We start from the raw sequence: 20701 nt of genomic DNA, 5'->3' as shown, positions 1-20701 counted from the left end.
ATTATGATTAATTAATATAATAATTAACCGTCCCTCATGTTCCCTCATGTTCAAAAATACCACCCAATTGACGAGTAACAAACTTTTTCATACATTCCTTGTGGCTATTTATTAGTCATGACCTGTTAACAATTTATTACATAAAAACAAATAGTTATAAATTATATTATATAAATTTTACATATTGGGAGCATTTGTAATGAATAAAAGAGGATATTCTGTAAATTTGTAGAATATATAAAATATTAATTTTTTTTGGGGGAATGAGATGTGGGGAATGGTGAAAAGTCGCTTCCTTATAAATCTAAAAAGTTTAAACCCTATGTAATAGTTAAAGATGGAATTATTAAAAAAGTTAGCAGCAATTTTATTAAATTAATTAATTATGATAAGCAGGAAATAGAAGGTAAGAGCATAGAAGAAGTTTTTAAACTTATTAGAATTTACCCTGAAGTTGATGAAAATGATTTATTTGGGAAAAAAGAGTATTTTATTTTTGACAGCATGTTTAAAGTCAGGGTTGTTACAATAATAAAAGATGAAATGAAAAAAAGGGGAGAATATGTTTATACTTTTATAGAAAGGAACAAAAAGTATATAAGACAAAAGCTTAGCTTTTTTGAGAGAATACAGTTTTATTCAGATAATTCTTTAGGCATAGCGTTTTTTTCCTATCCAGATTTTATACTTTTAAAAGCTAATAAAAATTTTTATAAATATCTATATGAATCCACAAGCAAAAGGGAGAATCTAATAGGAAAAAAAATCAAGAATGAGATAGAAGCAAATTATAACAGCAGCTTTTGGGGAAAGATATGGGAATGTATATTAAAAACAGGAGAAGGATATAACGTAAAGGAATACAGGCATATAAAATCGAATGGCGATACTGCCTATTATAATATACAGATAACACCTATTAAGGAAAAAAAAGAAATAAAATGCTGCATAGTGAGTATAAAAGATATAACGGATGATGTTTTAAAGAGAAAGGAACTTGAAAGGCAGGCTTCTATAATAAAACAGCAAAGGGATGAGCTTGAAGCTATTATAAAAAATATATCCGATGGAATTGCTGTTGTTGATAAAGAATTAAATTATGAGCTTTTAAACGATACTATAAAGGAAATATTTTATGATTTTGATAGTATAAAAAGATATGGTGATTCATTAAAGAATACAAAATATTATGATAAAGATGGTAATATAATATCCTTTGAAAACTTTATAGGATGCAGGGTGCTCAGGGGAGAGAGAATAGAAAATTTTTTGCAAATCATAAAACGGCCTGATAGGACAGTATATGTCAGTACCTTTGGAAGCCCAATATACGATAAAAACGGGGAAATCGCAAAAGCAGTTTTATGCTTTAGGGATATTACTGAGCAGATAAATTATGAAGAAATATTAAAAACTCAGATGGAGCACTTTTATAAAATAATTGATTCCCTTGAACTCCCGCTTGTTAGGATAACCTATCCTGATTTTGTTATAATTGAGATGAATAAAAGAGCTAAGGAATTTATAAAAGAAATAGTGCCCCGATTTCATATGAATCTTGATATGATTAAAGAGGATCATATTTTAAAATATTTCCCCATTGATTACAAAAAAGAAGAGACATATATTTATATTTTAGAAATGGAAAAAAATAAAAACCCAGTTAAAATTGAAAACGTTGAAATAATAAAAAAAGATAAAAAAATTTATTCTAATTTAATATTTCAGCCTATATTAAATTCATCGGGAGAAATATATGAAATACTTATGATAATTATAGATATTACGCATGAGGTGGAAGAGAAGGAAGCTATTGCAAAGCTTCTTAAAATGCAGGGAGAGATTTTTTCTTTTATAACTCATGAGTTTAAAACACCTCTTTCTATTATAAGTGCTGCTGTTCAAGCCATGGAATTTTTATGCAAAGATGAACTTTCAGAAAGAGCTAAAGGATATATAAAAAGGATTAAACAAAGCTGCCTTCAGCAGCTTAGGCTTGTTAACAACCTTCTTGATATCGTAAGAGCAGATGCAGGGTATTTAAAAGTTTATAAGAAAAATATAGATATAGTAAAGCTTACAAGATATATAACCGAATCAGTTTCAATATATGCTAAGCAGAAGGATATAAATATTCATTTTATATCTGATACTCAAAGTAAAATAATTGCAATCGATGATGAGAAGTACGAGAGAATACTTTTAAATCTTCTCTCAAATGCCATTAAATATACTCAGCCTAAAAAGAATATTTTTGTTAATATCTCTACTATTGAAAACAGCATTTGTTTAGAGGTGAAGGATGAGGGAATAGGTATACCAAAGGATAAGCAGGACATTGTATTTCAGCGTTTTGGGCAAATAGACAACAGCCTGTCAAGAAGCTGTGATGGAACAGGAATAGGGCTTTGCCTTACAAAACTTTTTGTTGATGCCTTAGGCGGCAGGATAGAGCTTATAAGCAATGAAGGAAAAGGAAGCAGTTTTAAAATTTATTTGCCTGATTTTATAATAGAACTGGAGGAAAGCAAAAATAAACAGACATTTGAGGACAGCAGACTTATTCAAAATGTAAATATTGAGTTTTCAAATATATATTGCGATTAAATCTTTAACTAATCATCAATATAAGCTTTACTTGTATAATTGAGAGCAGCTTACAGCTCATAATACTAATAATCCAATTACTTAAATTGGCAAAAAGTATTATGGGCTTTTTTATTAAAAAAGTATTGCACATTTGTATACAAGTATGTAATAATATATATGAGGTGGTTGGATGTATAGTTTTAATGATTTTAAATTTGTCTTAGATAAAAATCATGTTTTAAAAGTTGTAGAGAGCTATTATAAAATAGAAGACCATGAAACTGCTTCAAAGGCCTATGATGATTTATTAAATTTACTTCAAAAAAACATTCAACCTGTTGGACTATTTAAGATTGAAGATAAAAATAGGGAATACGATTTTGAAACTATCAAAAACTGCAGTAAAATTCTTTATTGTATTATTACGTTAGGTAATACTGTAACTGAAAGCATAGATGAAATGTTTAAAAAAGGCAGCTTTCTTGAAGGAGTGCTTCTTGATGCTATGTCAAGCTCACTGCTTTTTGAATATAACAGCCAGATGTACAGCTATTTATTTGACTGGGCAGCAAAGGAGGATTTAGGTATAACCTGCAGGATAGCCCCTGGGGATGGAGAGATACCTATTGAATACCAAAGGGATATCGTAGAAAGAATAGAAACTTCAAAAAATCATGGCATATCAGTTATGAAAGGGAATGCAATAAATCCTTCGAAGTCGATGAGCTATATACATGGTGCTGATAAAGAATTAGAGAGAATAAAAATGCTCCATAGCTGTAAAGACTGCAGCAATTTAAATTGCTGCATAAGAGAAGTAAAGCAAAGAATCCAAAGGCCTTACAAACAATAATTCTCTCACAATTTATATTCATAAATTATTTATATACAATAGTTTTTGGATGCTTAATAAGATTTAAAATTAACTATTAAAGCTCATAATACTGCGAGTCATCTTTACATAGGCTTTCTCAGTATTATGGGCTTTGTTTTAATCTATGATGCTTTTGATAGCTTTTAATATTTGTTTTTTTCTGGTACAATTTATATAATCATGCTATTTATGAATAATATAGATAAAAATAAAATTAGATTAGCTTGTTAAAATCAAAATATTGGTATAAAATCAAAATGCATGCATAAATATTGGAGGGTGTATATGGGAAATAATAAAATTAATAAACGAAAAGGACTTTATGCGGATTTATCTTTGATTATTGTAGCATTTATATGGGGAGGAGGATTTGTTGCAGTTAAAAATGCCCTTGATAATGTTAAACCTTTTTATATATTATCAATAAGATTTCTATTATCCTTTATATTTCTTTCTATTGTTTTTTATAAGAGAATTAAAAATATAACTAAGGAAGATATAAAAGCAGGATTTATAATAGGAGTTTATTTATTTTTTGGCTTTGCAACTCAAACCGTAGGACTTCAATATACAACAGCAGGTAAACAGTCCTTTTTAACAGGTACATATGTTGTTATAGTTCCCTTTTTATATTGGATAGTAAGCAAAAAAAGCCCAGGTATTCAGTCAATGATAGCAGCTTTTTTAACTCTGTCCGGCATAGGACTTTTGACTATAAACAGCAATGGCTTTGATTTGAACATAGGGGATATTTTAACTCTGCTATGTGCACTGTTTTTTGCAGCACAGATTTTAGCAATAGGCCATTATGCACAGGATAGAGACCCCATACTTCTTTCAATAATTCAAATGGGTTTTGCAGGCTTTGCATCCCTTATACTTGCAGTAATTTTTGAACCTTTTCCTAATGGAATAAACAGCAGTTCTTTCTTTGCTATATTTTATCTTGTTATATTCAGTACTCTTTTAGCATTCCTTGTTCAAAACGTTGCACAAAAGTATACCTTATCTACCCATGCAGCGATAATTTTATCTTTAGAATCCGTATTTGGGAGCATACTTTCAGTTATAATACTTAAAGAAAGATTTACTTTTACTATGGTTTTAGGATGTTTATTTATATTTTTAGCAATACTATTAACTGAGGCTAAGTTTGATTTTATTAAAAAGAGTGAAGAAAGAAAAATAGAAAATAATTAAAATTATTATAAAGGGGGTAAAAAAATGGAATTTGAAGTTAATAAGGTTTATAATGGCTTCAAATTGATTGAAAAAAGAAAAATAGAAGAAATAAACTCTACAGCTCTGCTGTTTCTTCATGAAAAAAGCGGCGCAAGGCTTTATAAGCTTTCTAATTATGACGACAATAAAGTTTTTTCAATTGGTTTTAGAACACCTCCCTATGATGATACGGGACTTCCACATATTCTTGAACATTCTGTTTTGTGCGGTTCAAGGAAATTCCCTACAAAGGAGCCTTTTGTAGAGCTTCTAAAGGGATCACTTAATACTTTTCTTAATGCCTTTACTTTCTCTGATAAGACAATGTATCCCTTTGCAAGCAGAAATGAGAAGGATTTTTTCAACCTGATGGATGTTTATATGGATGCAGCCCTTTATCCTAATATATATAAATACCCTGAAATACTTATGCAGGAGGGCTGGCATTATGAGCTTAACGATAAAAATGAGGATATGACCTATAAAGGCGTTGTGTATAACGAGATGCAGGGTGCCTTCTCCTCAGCAGAATCAATACTTATAAGAAGAATACAGCAGTATCTTTTCCCAGACAGCCCGTACAAAAATGAATCGGGAGGAGATCCTGACTATATTCCAAACCTTACTCAGGAAAAATTCATTGAGTTTCATAAGAAATATTATCATCCTTCAAACAGCTACATATATCTTTATGGAGATGGAGATACACTTAAAGAACTTGAATTTTTAAACGAAAAATACCTAAAGGATTTTGAAAGGATAGAAGTTGATTCGAGGATTAATGAGCAAAAACCCTTTGATGCTATGAAGGAGGTATCATTAGAGTACCCTATAACTCCAAATGAGGAAGAAAAGGATAAAACCTTTTTAAGCCTTAGCTTTGTTACAGGAAAATCTACGGATGCACAGAATTATCTCGCTATGAATATACTTGAACACCTTCTTCTTGAAACCCCCGCTGCACCGCTAAAAAGAGCGCTTATTGAAGCTAATATAGGAAAGGATGTTTTTGGACAATTCGATTCGAGCATAATGCAGCCTGTATTTACAATAGTAGTTAAAAACTCAAATATAGAGATGAAAGAAAAATTTAAAGAGGTTGTTTTTGATACTTTAAGAAAGCTTGTTAAAGAAGGCATAGATAAGGAGCTTATAGAGGCTTCCATTAATAAAAGAGAATTTGAAATAAGGGAAGCTGATGAAGAGGGGCTTCCTAAGGGACTTTTATTCGATGTAAAACTTATGGACAGCTGGCTCTATGATGAAAATCCCTCAATGCATCTTGAGTATGGGAAAACATTAAGTAAAATTAAAGAGAATGTGAAAACAGATTATTTTGAAAAACTTATTGAAGAGTATCTTTTAAATAACACTCATAGTCTTCTTTTATCCCTCGTGCCTAAAAAAGGCCTTGCCGAGAAAAAGGCAGAGGATATTAAAAGAAAACTTTCAGATATTAAAAAGAGTATGAGTGAAGATGAAATAGAAAATATAATCAGTCAGACTAAGGCTTTGAAAAAAAGACAGGAAGAGCCGGATTCAAAGGAAGACCTTGAGAAACTTCCACTGCTTTCAATTAAAGATATAAATCCTAAGGCAGAGGTTCTTCCTATAGAGGAAAGGGCTTTAGATGAAGTTAAGGTTCTTTTTCATCCAATATTTACTAATGAGATAGCCTATATAAACCTTCTTTTTAATACAGGTGCTGTGCCCTATGAGCTTTTACCCTATGCAGCTTTACTTTCTGATGTATTAGGAAAGATAGATACTGAAAAGTATAGTTACTCAGAGCTTTCTAAAAAGATAAATTTAAGCACTGGGGGTATATACTTTGGAGTTGAGGTTTATCAGGGAAAAGGAAACATTGATGAGTTTTATCCTCAATTAATAGTAAAATCAAAGGCTTTATGTGATAAGATTCCAAATCTTATAGAGCTTATAGGTCAAATTGTAGGAAAATCTAAATTTGATGATAAAAAGAGGTTAAAAGAAATAATTCAAGAAATTAAATCAAGATCCGAGATAAGAATATCCCAATCGGGACATCTTATATCGTCTATGAGACTTTTTTCTTATTTTTCAAAATCAGGTGCATATGTAGAAAAACTTTACGGACTCAGTTATTATAAATTCTTGTCAGATATCGAGAAAAACTATGATAATAGAGCTGATGAGATTATATCAAACCTTAAAAAGACTGCAGATATTATATTCAATAAGGATAATCTTATTATAAGCGTTACAACAGAGGAAAACGACTATTCAGTATTCGAGAAAAATTCAGGGGAGCTTTTAAAATATATTGGAAACAGAAAATATAATCCTGTTAATTATGAATTCGATTTAGAAGCTAAAAACGAAGGACTTTTAACTCCAGGAAATGTTCAGTACGTTGCAAAGGGATATAATTTTATGAAGGAAGGGTATGGCTATACAGGAAGGATTCAGGTTTTAAGAACTATATTATCAGGAGATTATCTTTGGAATCGTGTAAGAGTTCAGGGAGGAGCCTATGGATGTTTTATGAGGATTGACAGAACAGGAAATTTAGCCTTTGTATCCTATAGAGATCCAAACCTTAAAGAAACTCTGTCGGTATATAACAGCGTCTTTGAATATTTAAAGAACTTTGATGCTGATGAAAGGGAGATGACTAAATATATAATAGGAACCATAGGAAAACTCGATTATCCTTTAACTCCAGCGGGCAAAGGCGAGAGGGCAGATATAAATTATATAACCCATTTAACACAGGAGGATTTGCAAAGGGAAAGAGATGAGGTTTTAGATACGACTGTAGAAGATATAAGAAGCTTTGACAGACTTTTATTTGATGTAATGAAGCATGAATATATTTGCGTTCTCGGGAGCGAGGTTAAGATAAAAGAAAATAAGGATATTTTTAAAGATATAATAAATGTTTTTGAATAGGGCATTAATGCCCTATTTTTATGCCTGTGTTTTTTGGAACATTATGTATATTTTGAGCGTCATATTTTGTAGAATGCAGTATAAGGAGGCTTTGGAATAATGATGAAAAATAACATAAGGGTAAAGGGTGATGTAATGAAGGGGAAGAAAAGAGTATTTTCATTATTAACAGCCCTGCTTTTTACAGCAGGAATTTTTGCTTTCGATGTAAAAAAGGTAAAGGGTACAGAGATTGAACTTTATAATAAGCAAATTGCAAAGAGCATTATATATACTGAAAAGCAGATTTATACATCTTCAAATGTAAAGCAGAGGATGAACATCATTACAGCAGATTTAAAGGATAGTGATGTAAACGTAATATTTTCTAAGGCTAAGGATACGGTTAACAAATATAACACATTAACGCAGCAGATACAAAGGGAGATATTTAAGGGAAACAACGTTGTGGCAGGTATCAATGGTGATATGTTCAGCATGACAACAGGTGTCAGTACAGGACCTCAGATAAAAGAGGGTGCAATACTTGCAGGGTATTTTGCAAGAAGTGAAGAGAAGATATATCCTGCATTTGGAATAGATCAAAATAAAAAGCCTTTTATTGAGAATATTTACATGGAAGGCAAACTGACAGCGAATGGAGAAACTGTTGATATATTTAATATTAATAGAGAGAGCTATAAAAATAATATAATAGTTTTAACTCCTCAAATAAATGAAAGTAAAAATATTGACTTTTCAAGCTATGCATCAAATGGAGCATTAACAATAGTCAGGGGAGTAAAATCTCCTATAAAACTTGGAGTTGAATATGAAGGAATCGTTGAATCTTTAGGTATTGGCAGCAAAAGCATCAAAATACCTGAGGACTGCGTAGTTATTGCAAGCAACGGGACTAAATTTGACTGGATAAAGTCCCATGTGAAAGAAGGGGACAAGATAAAATTTAAATTTGATTTTAATAAAAAGGGAATTAATGAGGCTATTGGAACCTATGCATATATTGTAAAGGATGGGAGAGCCTTAACAGTTGATGAAATGGTAAAAAACGGTGCAGCCTATTCTCAGGTAACAGCAAGAAAGGCAAGAAGTGCAGTTGGCATTACAAGGGATAACAAAATAATAGCGGTTGCTGTGGATTATGGTAAGCCTTCTTCAGGAATAAGCGATGGAATAACCTTTAGTGAAATGGCAAAGGTAATGCTTGATATGGGAGCAGTAACAGCCGCTGCATTAGATGGCGGAGGCTCAACACAGATGAATGTAAGGCTCTATGGAAATAATTTTATAGATGTAGTAAACAGGCCTTCTGATGGAAGGGAAAGAGCCATTACCAATGGTATATTGTTTGTAAGCAGCAGCTCAAAAACCTATGAAGCAGGAGACATAATAGTTGACAAGGATATTTATATTTATAAAAACTCTAATTTCAAGTTTAATCTAAAGGGAGTAGATACTAATTTAAACCCTATTAACCTCTCAAATAGCAGTATAGTATGGAGCACTGAAGGGGGAATTGGCAGCATAGATTCAAATGGGAATTTTAAGGCAGCATCAAAGGCATCTGAGGGGAATGTTATTGCTTCCTTAAAATCTACATCTGGAAAAGCTTATGTTAATGTCGTTGATACTCTCGACTCACTTAGCATCAAAGAAAACGGCCCTGTTTTACTTCAAACTGGAGCGAAAAAACAATTTTATCTTGATGCTAAATGCGATGGAGAAATACCTGTTATAATTAGCAGCTCTGCAGCAAAATGGAGCGTTACAGGAAACATAGGGACCATAGATTCCAATGGAGTTTTAAATATAACTTCTAAAAAAGGCTATGGTACAGTAACTGCAGAGGCTGGAGGATTAAAGGCATCAATTAATGTTATAGTTGGTCAGGATTCTATGGTCATAGATAATTTTGAGCATAACGATTTAAAACGCTATAACATAGATGGGTATATTGGGGGAACGGCTTCAATAGCATCAGGAGTATCTAAAAGCGGAAAGTACAGCTTAAAGGTAAGCTATGATACTAAAGGCTGGACAAAGCAGTATAATGGGACGATTAATATAAGACCAACCTTTGAAGATAAAAATGGAAATGATATAAATAATCTTTATACTACCTTTGTAAGACCTAAAAAGATAGGAATGTGGGTGTATGGAGATGGACGTGCACCTTGGCTTAGGGCAGTTTTAACCGATGGAGAATCTAATAAAAGAACAGTGGATATTGTACAAAGAATTAACTGGACTGGATGGAAGTATGTTGATGCTGACATTCCATCTGATATGCCTCTTCCAATATCCCTCGATTATTTCTATATGGTTGAATGCGATAAAAGCCTAAGCTATAAGGGAACTGTATATTTTGATGATATAAGGTTTACCTATACTGACAATGAAGACTTTAAGGGACCTGAGTTTTATAATTTTAAACCGGATAAAAACGTATATAGCAGCAGCACAGTGATATCATTAAGCATAAAAGATAAATCAGGGGTTGATAAAAAGTCTATTAGGACAAGGCTTGATGGAAAAGCTGTTACTGCATCATTTAATGAAGCAACAGGGGTTTTAACATACAATGCTAAAAACCTTACAAAGGGAATTCATACTTTTGAAGTTGAAGCATCTGATAAGCTGTCAAATAGTGCTAATCCATATTTTAAAAGAACTTTTACTGTTGACCTTGACAAGGATGTTGAAAGCCCAGTAATAAGCAATATAACTCCATTAAATAACTCAGTGGTAAAAACATCAACACCGAGAATTAGTTTTAACATAAAGGACAACCGCTCAGGAGTTTTAAGTTCAGATATTTTTGTTTATGTTGATGATAAAAGACTCTCTGCTTATTATGATTGGAATTCTGGATGGGGATATGCACTGCCTGAAAATCTCTCAAAGGGAGAGCATACAGTATTAATTTATGCAAAGGATAAAGCAGGAAATATGTCGGATAAAATCACATATAAGTTTACAGTTGACCCAATTAAAGGACCGGATAATGGAGAGAATTTTACTGTATCCTTTGTTTCAGACAGCCATGATGAAGGTTATGCCTATGAGATTTACAATATAATAAACAGCGATAATTCACAGCTTGTTATACAAAACGGAGATATAATCGATAATGATTCACAGGATGAATGGCAGGATGCGCAGAAGGAAGTTTCAATAATTAAAAATAAGCCTATAATGTTTAATGCAGGGAATCATGAAGCCTTTTCAGGAAACTTAAACAACTATATTAAAAATTTTGGCTCTCCAACCTACAGCTTTGAATTTGGAAATTCTCTTTTTATATCTTTAAACAGTGCAATAGGTCAAAGCATTACAGCATCTGACCCAACCCAGTTTGACTACCTTCAAAGGCTTCTTAATAAAACAAATAAGAATAATATATTTATATATACCCATGTTCCAACAAGGGACAGCTTTAAAACAGGACATCAAATGGTTTCATCAGATGCATCAAAGCTTGAAAGCATGCTCAGCGACTACAAAAAGAAATATCCTTCAAAGAACATAAATGTGGTATTTGGACATCTTCACGTGTTTCAAAGCTATAGCGTAGGAGGAGTTGTCTATACAATAGACGGAAATGCTGGAAACAAAAGATATGTAAGCCCAAAAGATGGAGGATTTTTATCCTATACTAAATTTACTGTATCAGGAAACAGCGTATACAAAAAGGTTGTACCTGTAGTTCAAAATATATCTATACTTGATACTTTAAAGGATATTTCTGGAGAGATGAAACTTCCTGCAGGATGCACAAAACAGATTAACTTATACGGTGATTTCTCAATGCTTTATAGCGATTATATAATACCTTTAACATCCTTTAGGGAAAAGGATGTAGTATGGCAGACGGATAACCCTTCAGTTGTTTCAGTGGATAAGTTTGGGGTTATAAAAACTTTGAAAGCTGGAACTGCTAATATAAGGGCAAATCTATTAGGTAAAACAGCAGAAATTAAAATTATTGTTACAGATAAAAATGATATTATACCTGCGGGATTTAGTTTAATTCCATCCTATATTTCTATATTATCAGGAAAAAGCGTAACTTTAGAAGCTGCAGCCTATGATATTTATGGCAATTCCTATGATATAGATAATAGTCTTATAAATTTTAAAGTTGATAATATACTTGGAAGTATAAAAAATGGAGTATTTACAGCAAGCAGCACCTATAAAGATGTTTCAGGGGAAATTACGGTTGAATTTAAAGGATTAACTGCAAAATGCAAAGTGGATGTTGTAAAGCTTAAAACAAAATATGTAACGATTACAGCTTCAAGCTTAACCGTAAGGGATACAGCATCGATAAAAGGAAAAGAGTTAGGTAAGCTTGCAAAGGGTACAAAAGTGGAGGTTATAGATGAAGTAAACGGCTGGTATAAAATAAACTTTAATGGTAAAATTGGATATATTTTGAAGGACTATACAAAATAATTAAACAGGCTGCCTTAAGGAATTTTTCTTAAGGCAGCCTGTTTTTATCTTTTTGGTTCAAAGCTGTGGCAGTCGGTGCTTTCTTTTGTTCTTGCCGGCTCTTCATGATGGGTAACATCTATTCTATCAAGGGAGCAGTAGGGTTCATTTTGTGCATGATACTTGCACTCTGTAACGTTACAACCAATGCTTTTATTGATTTGATTCATATAAACACCTCCAAAATAAATTACATATATATTATTTATCCTTCTAAATATTTTTATTCAGAAGGATTTTATTATCTATTGACAGTACTGGTAAAATGAAGTAAACTAAAATTATGAATTTTAAGAAAAGGAGGTAGCGATTATGATTAAATTAAGAGTTAATAATCAAAGATTAGTCAATGCTAATGCATATTCTGTAAGTTTTTTTGCGTCAAAAACTAAATTCTCAGCCTGCCTCCGTGGACAGAGTTATATCTAATATGTGAAGGTGTAACAACAGGTCGTGGGTTGAGTACCCATGGCCTTATTTTATGCATATATTCTTTTTACTATTTATGACTTTATAAGACCATGGGATTATCCTGGTCTTTTATTTTTTAATAGGGGGGACAGTTAATGAAACGCGTATTAATTAAGTATGTATCAAAGTATAAAATTTATGTTATAATACCCTTTACTGCGATGCTCTTAAGCATTGCTCTTGATATGTTTAATCCTTATCTTTCAAAGATAATGGTGGATAGAGTTATAAGGGGTAAAGAAAAAGAATTATTAGTAATGGTTCTTTTGGGGATAGGCGGAATATCCATAACAAGGTCCATATTAGGATATATAAATGAGTATTTATTTGACTATCTTTCATCATTAGTCAGCATTGATTTAAAAAGAGACCTTTTTAGGCATATACAAAGCCTGCCATTTAAGTATTTTGATGGAATGAATACTGGGGAACTTATGTCGAGAATAGGAGAAGATGTTGATAATGTATGGAGAAATGTTTCCTTTGGAACCAGGATTTTTATTGAAAACTGCATATATTTTATTACAGCTTCTATAATACTCTTTAAAATAAACTATAGACTTGCGCTTATCAGCCTTGTAACAATGCCCTTTATTGCGTATTTTGCATTGATGCTTGAAAAGAAAATAGATAAGGCCTATGAAAAAATAAGCGATCAGGCTGCTATTCTTAATACAACAGCTCAGGAAAATATAGCAGGAGTTAGACTTGTTAAAGCCTTTGCAAGGGAAAGACATGAGATATTGAAGTTTCTTGAAATGAATAAAACAAGTTATAAGCTAAATATGGAGCAGGCGAGAATTATTGCAAATCATTTTCCCGTTATGGAATTTTTAAGCAATATATCGATTATAATAGTTATTTCTGTTGGAGGAATGCTTGTTATAGGTGAAAGGCTGTCACTTGGTACTCTTGTTGAATTTAATGGATATATGTGGATGCTTATATGGCCTATGAGAATGCTTGGTTGGATTACTAACGTTATGGCTCAAAGCAGTGCTTCTGCTAAAAAGATATTTAACATTATGGACTTAGAACCTGAAATAAAAAATAGTGAAAATGCAGTAAAGCTAAAGGAAATTAAAGGCCAAATAAACTTTGAAGATGTAAGTTTTAAATATAATGATGAATATGTCTTAAAAAATATAAATATTGAGGCAAAGCCGGGGCAGACTATTGCCATAATGGGTACAACAGGTTCAGGAAAGACATCATTAGTAAGCCTTATTGGAAGATTTTATGATGTAAGCGATGGAAAAGTTCTTTTCGATGGCGTTGATATAAGAGATATGGATTTAAAGCAGTTAAGAGAAAATATAGCCTATGTTTCACAAGATACCTTTTTATTTTCTGAAACAATTGAGGAGAATGTAAGGATAGGAAATATCGATGCATCATTGGATGAAATATATGAAGCGTGTAAAAAAGCCTGTGCCCATGATTTTATTGAGGAGTTTGAAGATGGTTATAAAACAATAATAGGAGAAAGAGGAATAGGCCTTTCTGGAGGGCAAAAGCAGAGAATATCTATTGCAAGGGCTATTTTAAAGAATGCAAAGGTATTAATTCTTGATGATGCAACCTCAGCTCTCGATACAGAAACTGAATATCAGCTTCTTAAAAATCTTTACCACGGCGATAAAAAAATTACAACGTTTATAATTGCTCACAGGATATCTGCAGTTAAAAACGCTGATGAGATAATATTCCTTGAAAACGGAAGAATAGTTGAAAGAGGAAATCATGATACACTTTTAAAGAAAAAAGGAAAATATTATGAAGTTTACTGCGAGCAGTTTAAGGATTTTGAAGAATTTAACAGGCAGGTGATATAATGGCTAAAAATATAGTTAAACAGGATGAAGATATTAAAAAGAAATCTAATTTTGAGATTACTATAAGGCTTTTTAAATATATGAAGCCCTATAAATTTAAAGTATTTATAGTAATACTTCTTATGATTTTTGTAATGGCATGTAATATAGCCAATCCTTATCTTTTAAAGACAGCAATAGATAAATATATTGCAGGTGATGATTTGAAAGGGCTTTTAAAAATAGGGATTTTTATGGTTGGGATAAACCTTATTGCAATGTTTGCATCGAGAATAAGAATAAAGAGCATGGCATCTATATCAAATAACATACTTCTTACAATAAGACATGAGCTTTATTCTCATATACAAAAGCTATCCTTTCAGTTTTTTGACAGCAGGCCAGTTGGTAAAATACTTGCGAGGGTAATTGGGGATATTAACTCCCTTCAGGAGCTCTTTACAAACAGCGTAACGAGCTTTATTCCTGAGCTTTTAACGCTTATATGTGTAACTATAGTTATGTTTTCTATGAATTATAAGCTTGCCCTATCGGCGATTGTTATACTTCCTTTTCTTGCACTATCTATGTTCTTTATTGAAACAGTGAGCAGAAAAAGGTGGCAGGTATTTAGAACTAAAAGATCCAGCGTAAATGCCTTTACCCATGAGGAGTTTTCTGGTATAAGGGTAGTTCAGTCCTTTACCTTTGAAGAAAAAAAATCTAAAGCTTTTGTAGAGCTTGTAAAAGAGATGATGGGAGCTTTTATGAAAGCTGTAAAACTTGGGGATTTGTTTTGGCCATTAATTGAGTTTTCATCAGGAATAGGTATTGTTCTTGTATATTGGTATAGTGTAAAACTTATAGATAAAGGAAATATAACCGTAGGAACATTAGTAGCTTTTACATCCTATATAGGAATGTTCTGGAGACCTATAATGAATATAAGCAACTTTTATAATTCTTTAATAACTAACTTTGCAGCTGCAGAGAGGGTTTTTGAAATTCTCGATACTAAGCCTGATATTGTAAGCATACATGATGCTGTAAAGATGCCAAGGATTAAAGGAAATGTTGAATTTAAAAATGTTACCTTTTCCTATGAGGATGGAGGAGTCGTGCTTGATGATGTAAGCTTTAAGGTAAACTCTGGGGAAACCATTGCCCTTGTTGGACCAACTGGAGCCGGCAAGACTACAATAGTTAATTTAATCAGCAGATTTTATGATGCACAAAGGGGAGAGGTTTTAATAGATGGTAAAAATGTAAAAGATGTCGATATTGAATCTTTAAGAAGCCAAATGGGAATTATGCTTCAGGATACATTTCTTTTTTCAACTACTATTATGGAAAACATAAGATATGGAAAGCTTGATGCTTCCGATGAAGAAGTAATAGCTGCAGCAAAGGCGGTAGGAGCCCATGAATTCATAATGAAACTTGAAAATGGATATCATACTGAGGTTAATGAAAGAGGATCGAGACTTTCTGTTGGCCAAAGGCAGCTAATATCCTTTGCAAGGGCACTTCTTTCAAATCCGAGAATTTTGATACTTGATGAGGCAACTTCAAATATTGATACCTTTACTGAAAGAATAGTACAAAGAGGAATTAAAAAGCTTTTATATGGAAGAACTTCCTTTGTAATAGCCCACAGACTTTCAACAATAAGGGATGCAGACAGGATAATGGTTGTTGACGGAGGAAAAATAATTGAGGAAGGAACTCATGATGAACTTTTAAGATGTAAAGGATTATACTACGACCTTTACATGACTCAGTATAGATTTTTAAGTGAAGGAGCATAATATAAAGCCTGTAATGCAAAAAGCATTACAGGCTTTACTTTTAATATTTATTATATTGCTGTATACTCTTAGATGTAGTATTAAAAAACGGAGGTATTAATATGTTTAACTGTCATATTCACACCAAATTTTCATCGGATTGTAATATGGATATAAAAGAGGCAATAGATATTTCAAGAAAAACCGGAGTTGGAATTATAGTAACTGACCATATGGATTTAGGACTGTATGAGGATGGAAGATTTACCTTTAATGTTGATGAATTTTTTGAGGAATATAGTGAATATAGAAGCGAAAAGCTTCTTCTTGGAATAGAAATCGGTATGAGAAACGATTATGAAAGCCAAAACAGGAAAATAGCAGAGGGTTATTCCTTCGATTATGTTTTAGGGTCAATTCATGTTGTTAATGGATATGATATATTTTATGATGAATATTATGCTGAAAAGAGTAAAAAGATGGCATATGAAGAATACCTTGACTTCATGCTAAATTGCCTTAAAACCCATGATTTTATTGACTGCCTCGGGCATATAGATTATATTGCAAGATATGGAAGATATGATGATAAAGAAATATACTATGATGAACATAGAGAATATATAGATGAAGTGTTAAGGTATGCTGTCAAAAAAGGAATATCCCTCGAGGTAAATACAAGAAGGATTGATGATAAAAAAGCATATTTAAACCTTTTAAAAATTTATAAGAGGTTTAAAGAACTTGGGGGAAAAACAGTTACCATCGGCTCTGACAGCCATAGAGCATCGGATATTGAAAAAGGCTTGAAGGAGGCTTGTGAAATAGTAAAGGAAGCAAATCTTATTCCAGTTTATTTTAAAGAAAGGAAAGCTGTTGAATATAAAATATAAAAATTGTATATTTTGTTGAAGCCATATGACATAAATCTATTGTAATTACATTATTATATTAATGATTTAGATTTTTTAGGGAAAAAAATATTTTTATGATGTTTTACTATGATGTTTTACAAAAAAATTATTGGTAAACATTAATAATTGATAGCTAATGTAAATATATACTATAATTTTGTGCACGATTCATTACCTAAAAATGGAAGGAATATTTATTTGATTAAAGAATATATTTAGAAAGAAATACAGAGTGATGAGGTAATGAATATGAAAAGAAAACTTAGGGTTTATTTTATTTTTTGCTTGATTTTATTATATCTTAGCTTTAATTCCGCAGTTTTTGCAGATGCCATTAAAGAAAATAGAGATATTAAGTTTATTATTCCAAAGATGTATTTTTTAGATGGGAATTATATCTATTATATTGACCAAAGGGATAGTTTTATATATAGGGTAAAAAATGATGGTAAGGATAGAAAGAAAATAGTAAACAGCAGAGTTTATACAGATGGAATGCTTTTATCAGGTATGATTGTTGATGATAAGTATGTTTACTATATAAATGATTCGGATAATAAAAAACTTTATAGGATTAACAAGGATGGTACAGGAAGGGTTTGTATAGCTAAAAGAAGTATAGATCCTTCCGATGGATTTTATTTATTAAACGGCTATATTTATTATTTTTCTAACAATAAATATTATAAGATTAGTATAAACGGAAAGGAATATAAATTAGATAATAAAGATAAGCAAATATGCAGCTATTACTTTAATTCTTTTAAAAAGATTTTTTATAATAACTATTTTTATTTTCTATTAAGTGATGGAATATATAAAGTAAAGTTTGATGGTACTGATAAAGGAAAGATAGTATCAGGAGGGATATACGATTTTAAAGTGGATGACTCTTCGGTATATTATATAAACGAAAAGGACTTATGTCTTTATAAGGATGGGAAAAAAATAATAAACAGCAGGGTTTTAGGAGATACAGGGGATGAATGGATTGGAAATTTTGATATAAAAAATGGATATATATATTATACCAATGCTGATGATGATATGCTATTATATAGGATGAATACAATAACTAAAGAAATTACTAAAATTTCAGATATAAAATCAGTAAGTTTTAAGGTAGGTGATGAAATTTACTATATAGACAGCTTTGATAGGGGCAAACTTTATAAAGCTTCATTAGATGGAAAAGAAAAAAAGGTTATAGCAAAGGGAGAGCTTCTTTATGTTTATGAAGTGAAAAAAGACTTTATATTCTATAGTGCAAAATGGGAAAAGGAAGAAGACTTCTTCCTTGGAAGGAGCTTGGCTGCAGATAAAAATGGAAAAGTTATTATTGAATTAAATTGATTTTTATGGTAAAGAATATATTAAATAACCATATAATTTATAAAAAAACATAGGAAACTGAGCCAAATACCGAAGAGTTAGTTTCTATAAGTGTTAAATGAAAAATTATAGAGAAAACAAAGGGATGAGTGAAATAATTGCTCATCCCTTAAATGATTATTTAAACTCTACAAGTACACATTTGTTATATACAACATTTATTCCGCTTGAGGATGCTCTTTCAATAAGTTCCATGCTTTCTGCACCAGGCTGGAACCATAGATACTTAATTTCAAGCTGCTTAATTTGATTAATATACTCAACACCCTTTACAGGATTTATAACCATATCAACAGCATCTGGAATTTCTGGAAGTTCAAGAAGAGATGTGTAACTTTTTTTACCGTCAATGCTTTTACCCGAGGGGTCAACAGGATAAACTATATATCCCTTTTCTTGAAGAAATTTGTAGATTTTATAAGCAAATTTTTCTTTGTTATGTATGCTACCTACTACAGCCCATATTTTTTTTGATTTAAACTCGGATATTTCCATATTAAACCTCCATAATTTTATTATCATCATCTACATAACACATTATATCATATTTTAAGCTGCATATGTCATTACCATTCATAAGTTCAATCATGTCGGATTTAATTTTATCAAAATCTTTCTTTAAACAGACGATGATTAAATTTATTTTTTCAAGAAAATCAGAATTTTTTATTATAATATTTTTTTTCTGAAGGTAGTTTTGTATTTTCCCATATTTATCATAATCAAAAATCATTTCAAAAATACATCCTTCTAATCTTTTAACCTTTTTAGCAGCATCGACTCCCATTTTACATGATGCACCATAGGCTCGAATAAGCCCCGATGCGCCAAGAAGTGTGCCTCCGAAATATCTTGTAACTACTGCAGCAACATCGTTTAATCCTTCGCGTTTTAAAACTTCAAGCACAGGAGGACCAGCAGTTCCCTGAGGTTCTCCATCATCGGAGTATCTCATCGATATTCCGTTATTTGTTATATATGCATAAACGTTGTGAGTAGCATCTTTATATTTTTCCTTTATTTGATTTATAAATTCCATTGCTTCATTTTCATTTTCAATTCTTTTAATGTTGCATATGAAAATTGATTTTTTTTCCTCAAAAGATACTTCAACTTGATTTAAAACAGTAAAACATTCTTTATTCAAAATTATCACCCTTTGTAATTTCCTCTATAGCTGATACTGCAGCATTTTTAACATATTCCCTTTGATTTTCATCTTCTGCTATTTTATTAAGATAGAAAACAGATTTTTGACTTTTTATCTTAGAAAGAGCCTTTATTGCATACTGTACAACCTGAGGCCTTGAATCGCTTAAACATGATATAAGAAGGTTTTCTGAAGAAATATCTCCAATCTTTCCAATGGCTGAGCAGCAAATTCTCTTTATATTACCATCATTACACTTTAAAAATGCGTATATTGGCTGAAGCGCCCTTTTGCTCTTTAATTCTCCAAGAAGCCAAATATAAAAACCGCAGTCTTCCTTTGCAGCATTAAAAAGATTATCTAAAAGATAATTTTCAAGATTTTCTTTATCCTTATTTGAAAGAAGGTTTATAATTGACTGCCTTTCGTTTTTATGACATCTTTTAAGCTTATTTATTATGTCCTTTTCTGAATTAGAATTTTCAAACACTCTATATTTTATTTTACATTCAATTATTTGTTTTTCAATTGTGTTTTTCTCCATATTTCTTATTCTGCTAATAATATCTATGCTTTTTCCCTCAAGATAAAGCATATATGTTATTTCCTCTTCATTTAAGTTTTTTATATTGTTCCAAGAAAGATTATTCATATTGACCTTCCTTTTTATTATTTTAAAATAATATAATTTCTATATAAATTATAGATAATATCTATAAGGGTTGTTGTATACTTCTTAATATTATATCATAATCTAAAACAAAATGTTTATATGTATAGGTAATGTCAAAAGTTCTATGAAAAATCACTGATTGTAAAAATGTGGTTACTCAAAAAAGCGCGTAGCGCAGCTGTCGCCCTTGACAAACATCATCCAAATGGTAAAGAGATCTTAACGAGGGCGAAGGGAACAGATATAAGGGCAGCACAAATAAGCCCTCGAAAAATTCAGCATACCATTTGTCTGATTTGTTTTTCAAGGGTTCGCTGTGCCGACAGCTAAGAAAGCGAGAGCTTCAGCAAAACAGATATAAAGGCTAAGCTACCTGATGTTTTAGAAT

General features: G+C 31.5%; 13 protein-coding genes. 9 read left to right on the top strand and 4 right to left on the bottom strand.

Annotated elements, in window-relative coordinates; genetic code table 11:
• Positions 1-270: 270 nt before the first annotated feature.
• From B5D15_RS11675 to B5D15_RS11655, 5 genes are all read left to right on the top strand, one after another.
• Positions 271-2607 (top strand): PAS domain-containing sensor histidine kinase, encoded by a 2337-nt coding sequence (locus B5D15_RS11675; protein WP_078697307.1) that lies wholly within the window; start codon positions 271-273, stop codon positions 2605-2607.
• A 172-nt stretch (positions 2608-2779) separates the two neighbouring features.
• Positions 2780-3442, top strand: coding sequence for a hypothetical protein (locus B5D15_RS11670; protein WP_078697306.1), 663 nt, complete (start codon positions 2780-2782; stop codon positions 3440-3442).
• A gap of 306 nt (positions 3443-3748) precedes the next feature.
• Positions 3749-4663: a DMT family transporter gene (locus tag B5D15_RS11665; protein ID WP_078697305.1), complete on the top strand. Its 915-nt coding sequence runs from the start codon at positions 3749-3751 to the stop codon at positions 4661-4663.
• 24 nt (positions 4664-4687) lie between these two features.
• Positions 4688-7615 carry an insulinase family protein gene (locus tag B5D15_RS11660; RefSeq protein ID WP_078697304.1) on the top strand — a complete coding sequence of 976 codons (2928 nt, stop codon included), beginning with the start codon at positions 4688-4690 and terminating at the stop codon, positions 7613-7615.
• A 99-nt stretch (positions 7616-7714) separates the two neighbouring features.
• A complete protein-coding gene (locus B5D15_RS11655) occupies positions 7715-12073 on the top strand; it encodes a phosphodiester glycosidase family protein (protein WP_078697303.1) in 4359 nt (1452 codons plus the stop codon).
• Positions 12074-12117: 44 nt separating this feature from the next.
• Here the strand turns inward: B5D15_RS11655 and B5D15_RS11650 are convergent, their stop codons facing one another.
• Positions 12118-12282 (bottom strand): DUF1540 domain-containing protein, encoded by a 165-nt coding sequence (locus B5D15_RS11650; protein ID WP_078697302.1) that lies wholly within the window; start codon positions 12280-12282, stop codon positions 12118-12120.
• Positions 12283-12678: 396 nt separating this feature from the next.
• Between B5D15_RS11650 and B5D15_RS11645 the strand changes: the two genes are divergently transcribed.
• The 4 genes from B5D15_RS11645 to B5D15_RS11630 all read left to right on the top strand — a co-directional run bounded on the left by B5D15_RS11645 (position 12679) and on the right by B5D15_RS11630 (position 18451).
• Positions 12679-14418, top strand: coding sequence for an ABC transporter ATP-binding protein (locus B5D15_RS11645; protein WP_078697301.1), 1740 nt, complete (start codon positions 12679-12681; stop codon positions 14416-14418).
• On the top strand, positions 14418-16205 hold the full coding sequence (locus B5D15_RS11640; RefSeq protein WP_078697300.1) for an ABC transporter ATP-binding protein: 1788 nt from the start codon (positions 14418-14420) through the stop codon (positions 16203-16205). The genes B5D15_RS11645 and B5D15_RS11640 overlap by 1 nt, the downstream gene beginning before the upstream one ends.
• Before the next feature lie 101 nt (positions 16206-16306).
• Entirely contained in the window at positions 16307-17077 is a 771-nt protein-coding gene (locus B5D15_RS11635) for a histidinol phosphate phosphatase (protein WP_078697299.1), read from the top strand.
• Positions 17078-17347: 270 nt separating this feature from the next.
• On the top strand, positions 17348-18451 hold the full coding sequence (locus tag B5D15_RS11630; protein WP_179122289.1) for a DUF5050 domain-containing protein: 1104 nt from the start codon (positions 17348-17350) through the stop codon (positions 18449-18451).
• A gap of 156 nt (positions 18452-18607) precedes the next feature.
• Here the strand turns inward: B5D15_RS11630 and B5D15_RS11625 are convergent, their stop codons facing one another.
• From B5D15_RS11625 to B5D15_RS11615, 3 genes are read right to left on the bottom strand one after another with little or no spacing between them, the layout of a single operon-like run.
• Positions 18608-18985 carry a CoA-binding protein gene (locus B5D15_RS11625; protein WP_078697297.1) on the bottom strand — a complete coding sequence of 126 codons (378 nt, stop codon included), beginning with the start codon at positions 18983-18985 and terminating at the stop codon, positions 18608-18610.
• A 1-nt stretch (position 18986) separates the two neighbouring features.
• The gene (locus tag B5D15_RS11620; protein ID WP_179122288.1) at positions 18987-19637 is read right to left on the bottom strand and encodes a YigZ family protein; all 651 of its coding nucleotides are present in this window, start codon (positions 19635-19637) and stop codon (positions 18987-18989) included.
• On the bottom strand, positions 19630-20292 hold the full coding sequence (locus tag B5D15_RS11615) for a HEAT repeat domain-containing protein (RefSeq protein ID WP_078697295.1): 663 nt from the start codon (positions 20290-20292) through the stop codon (positions 19630-19632). The genes B5D15_RS11620 and B5D15_RS11615 overlap by 8 nt, the downstream gene beginning before the upstream one ends.
• Positions 20293-20701 lie beyond the last annotated feature (409 nt).

The sequence above is a fragment of the Caloramator quimbayensis genome (genome assembly GCF_900167605.1).
GTDB classification, from domain to species: domain Bacteria; phylum Bacillota; class Clostridia; order Clostridiales; family Caloramatoraceae; genus Caloramator_B; species Caloramator_B quimbayensis.
Note: the sequence above shows the minus strand (reverse complement) of the source record. Positions and strands in the feature narration are given on the sequence as shown.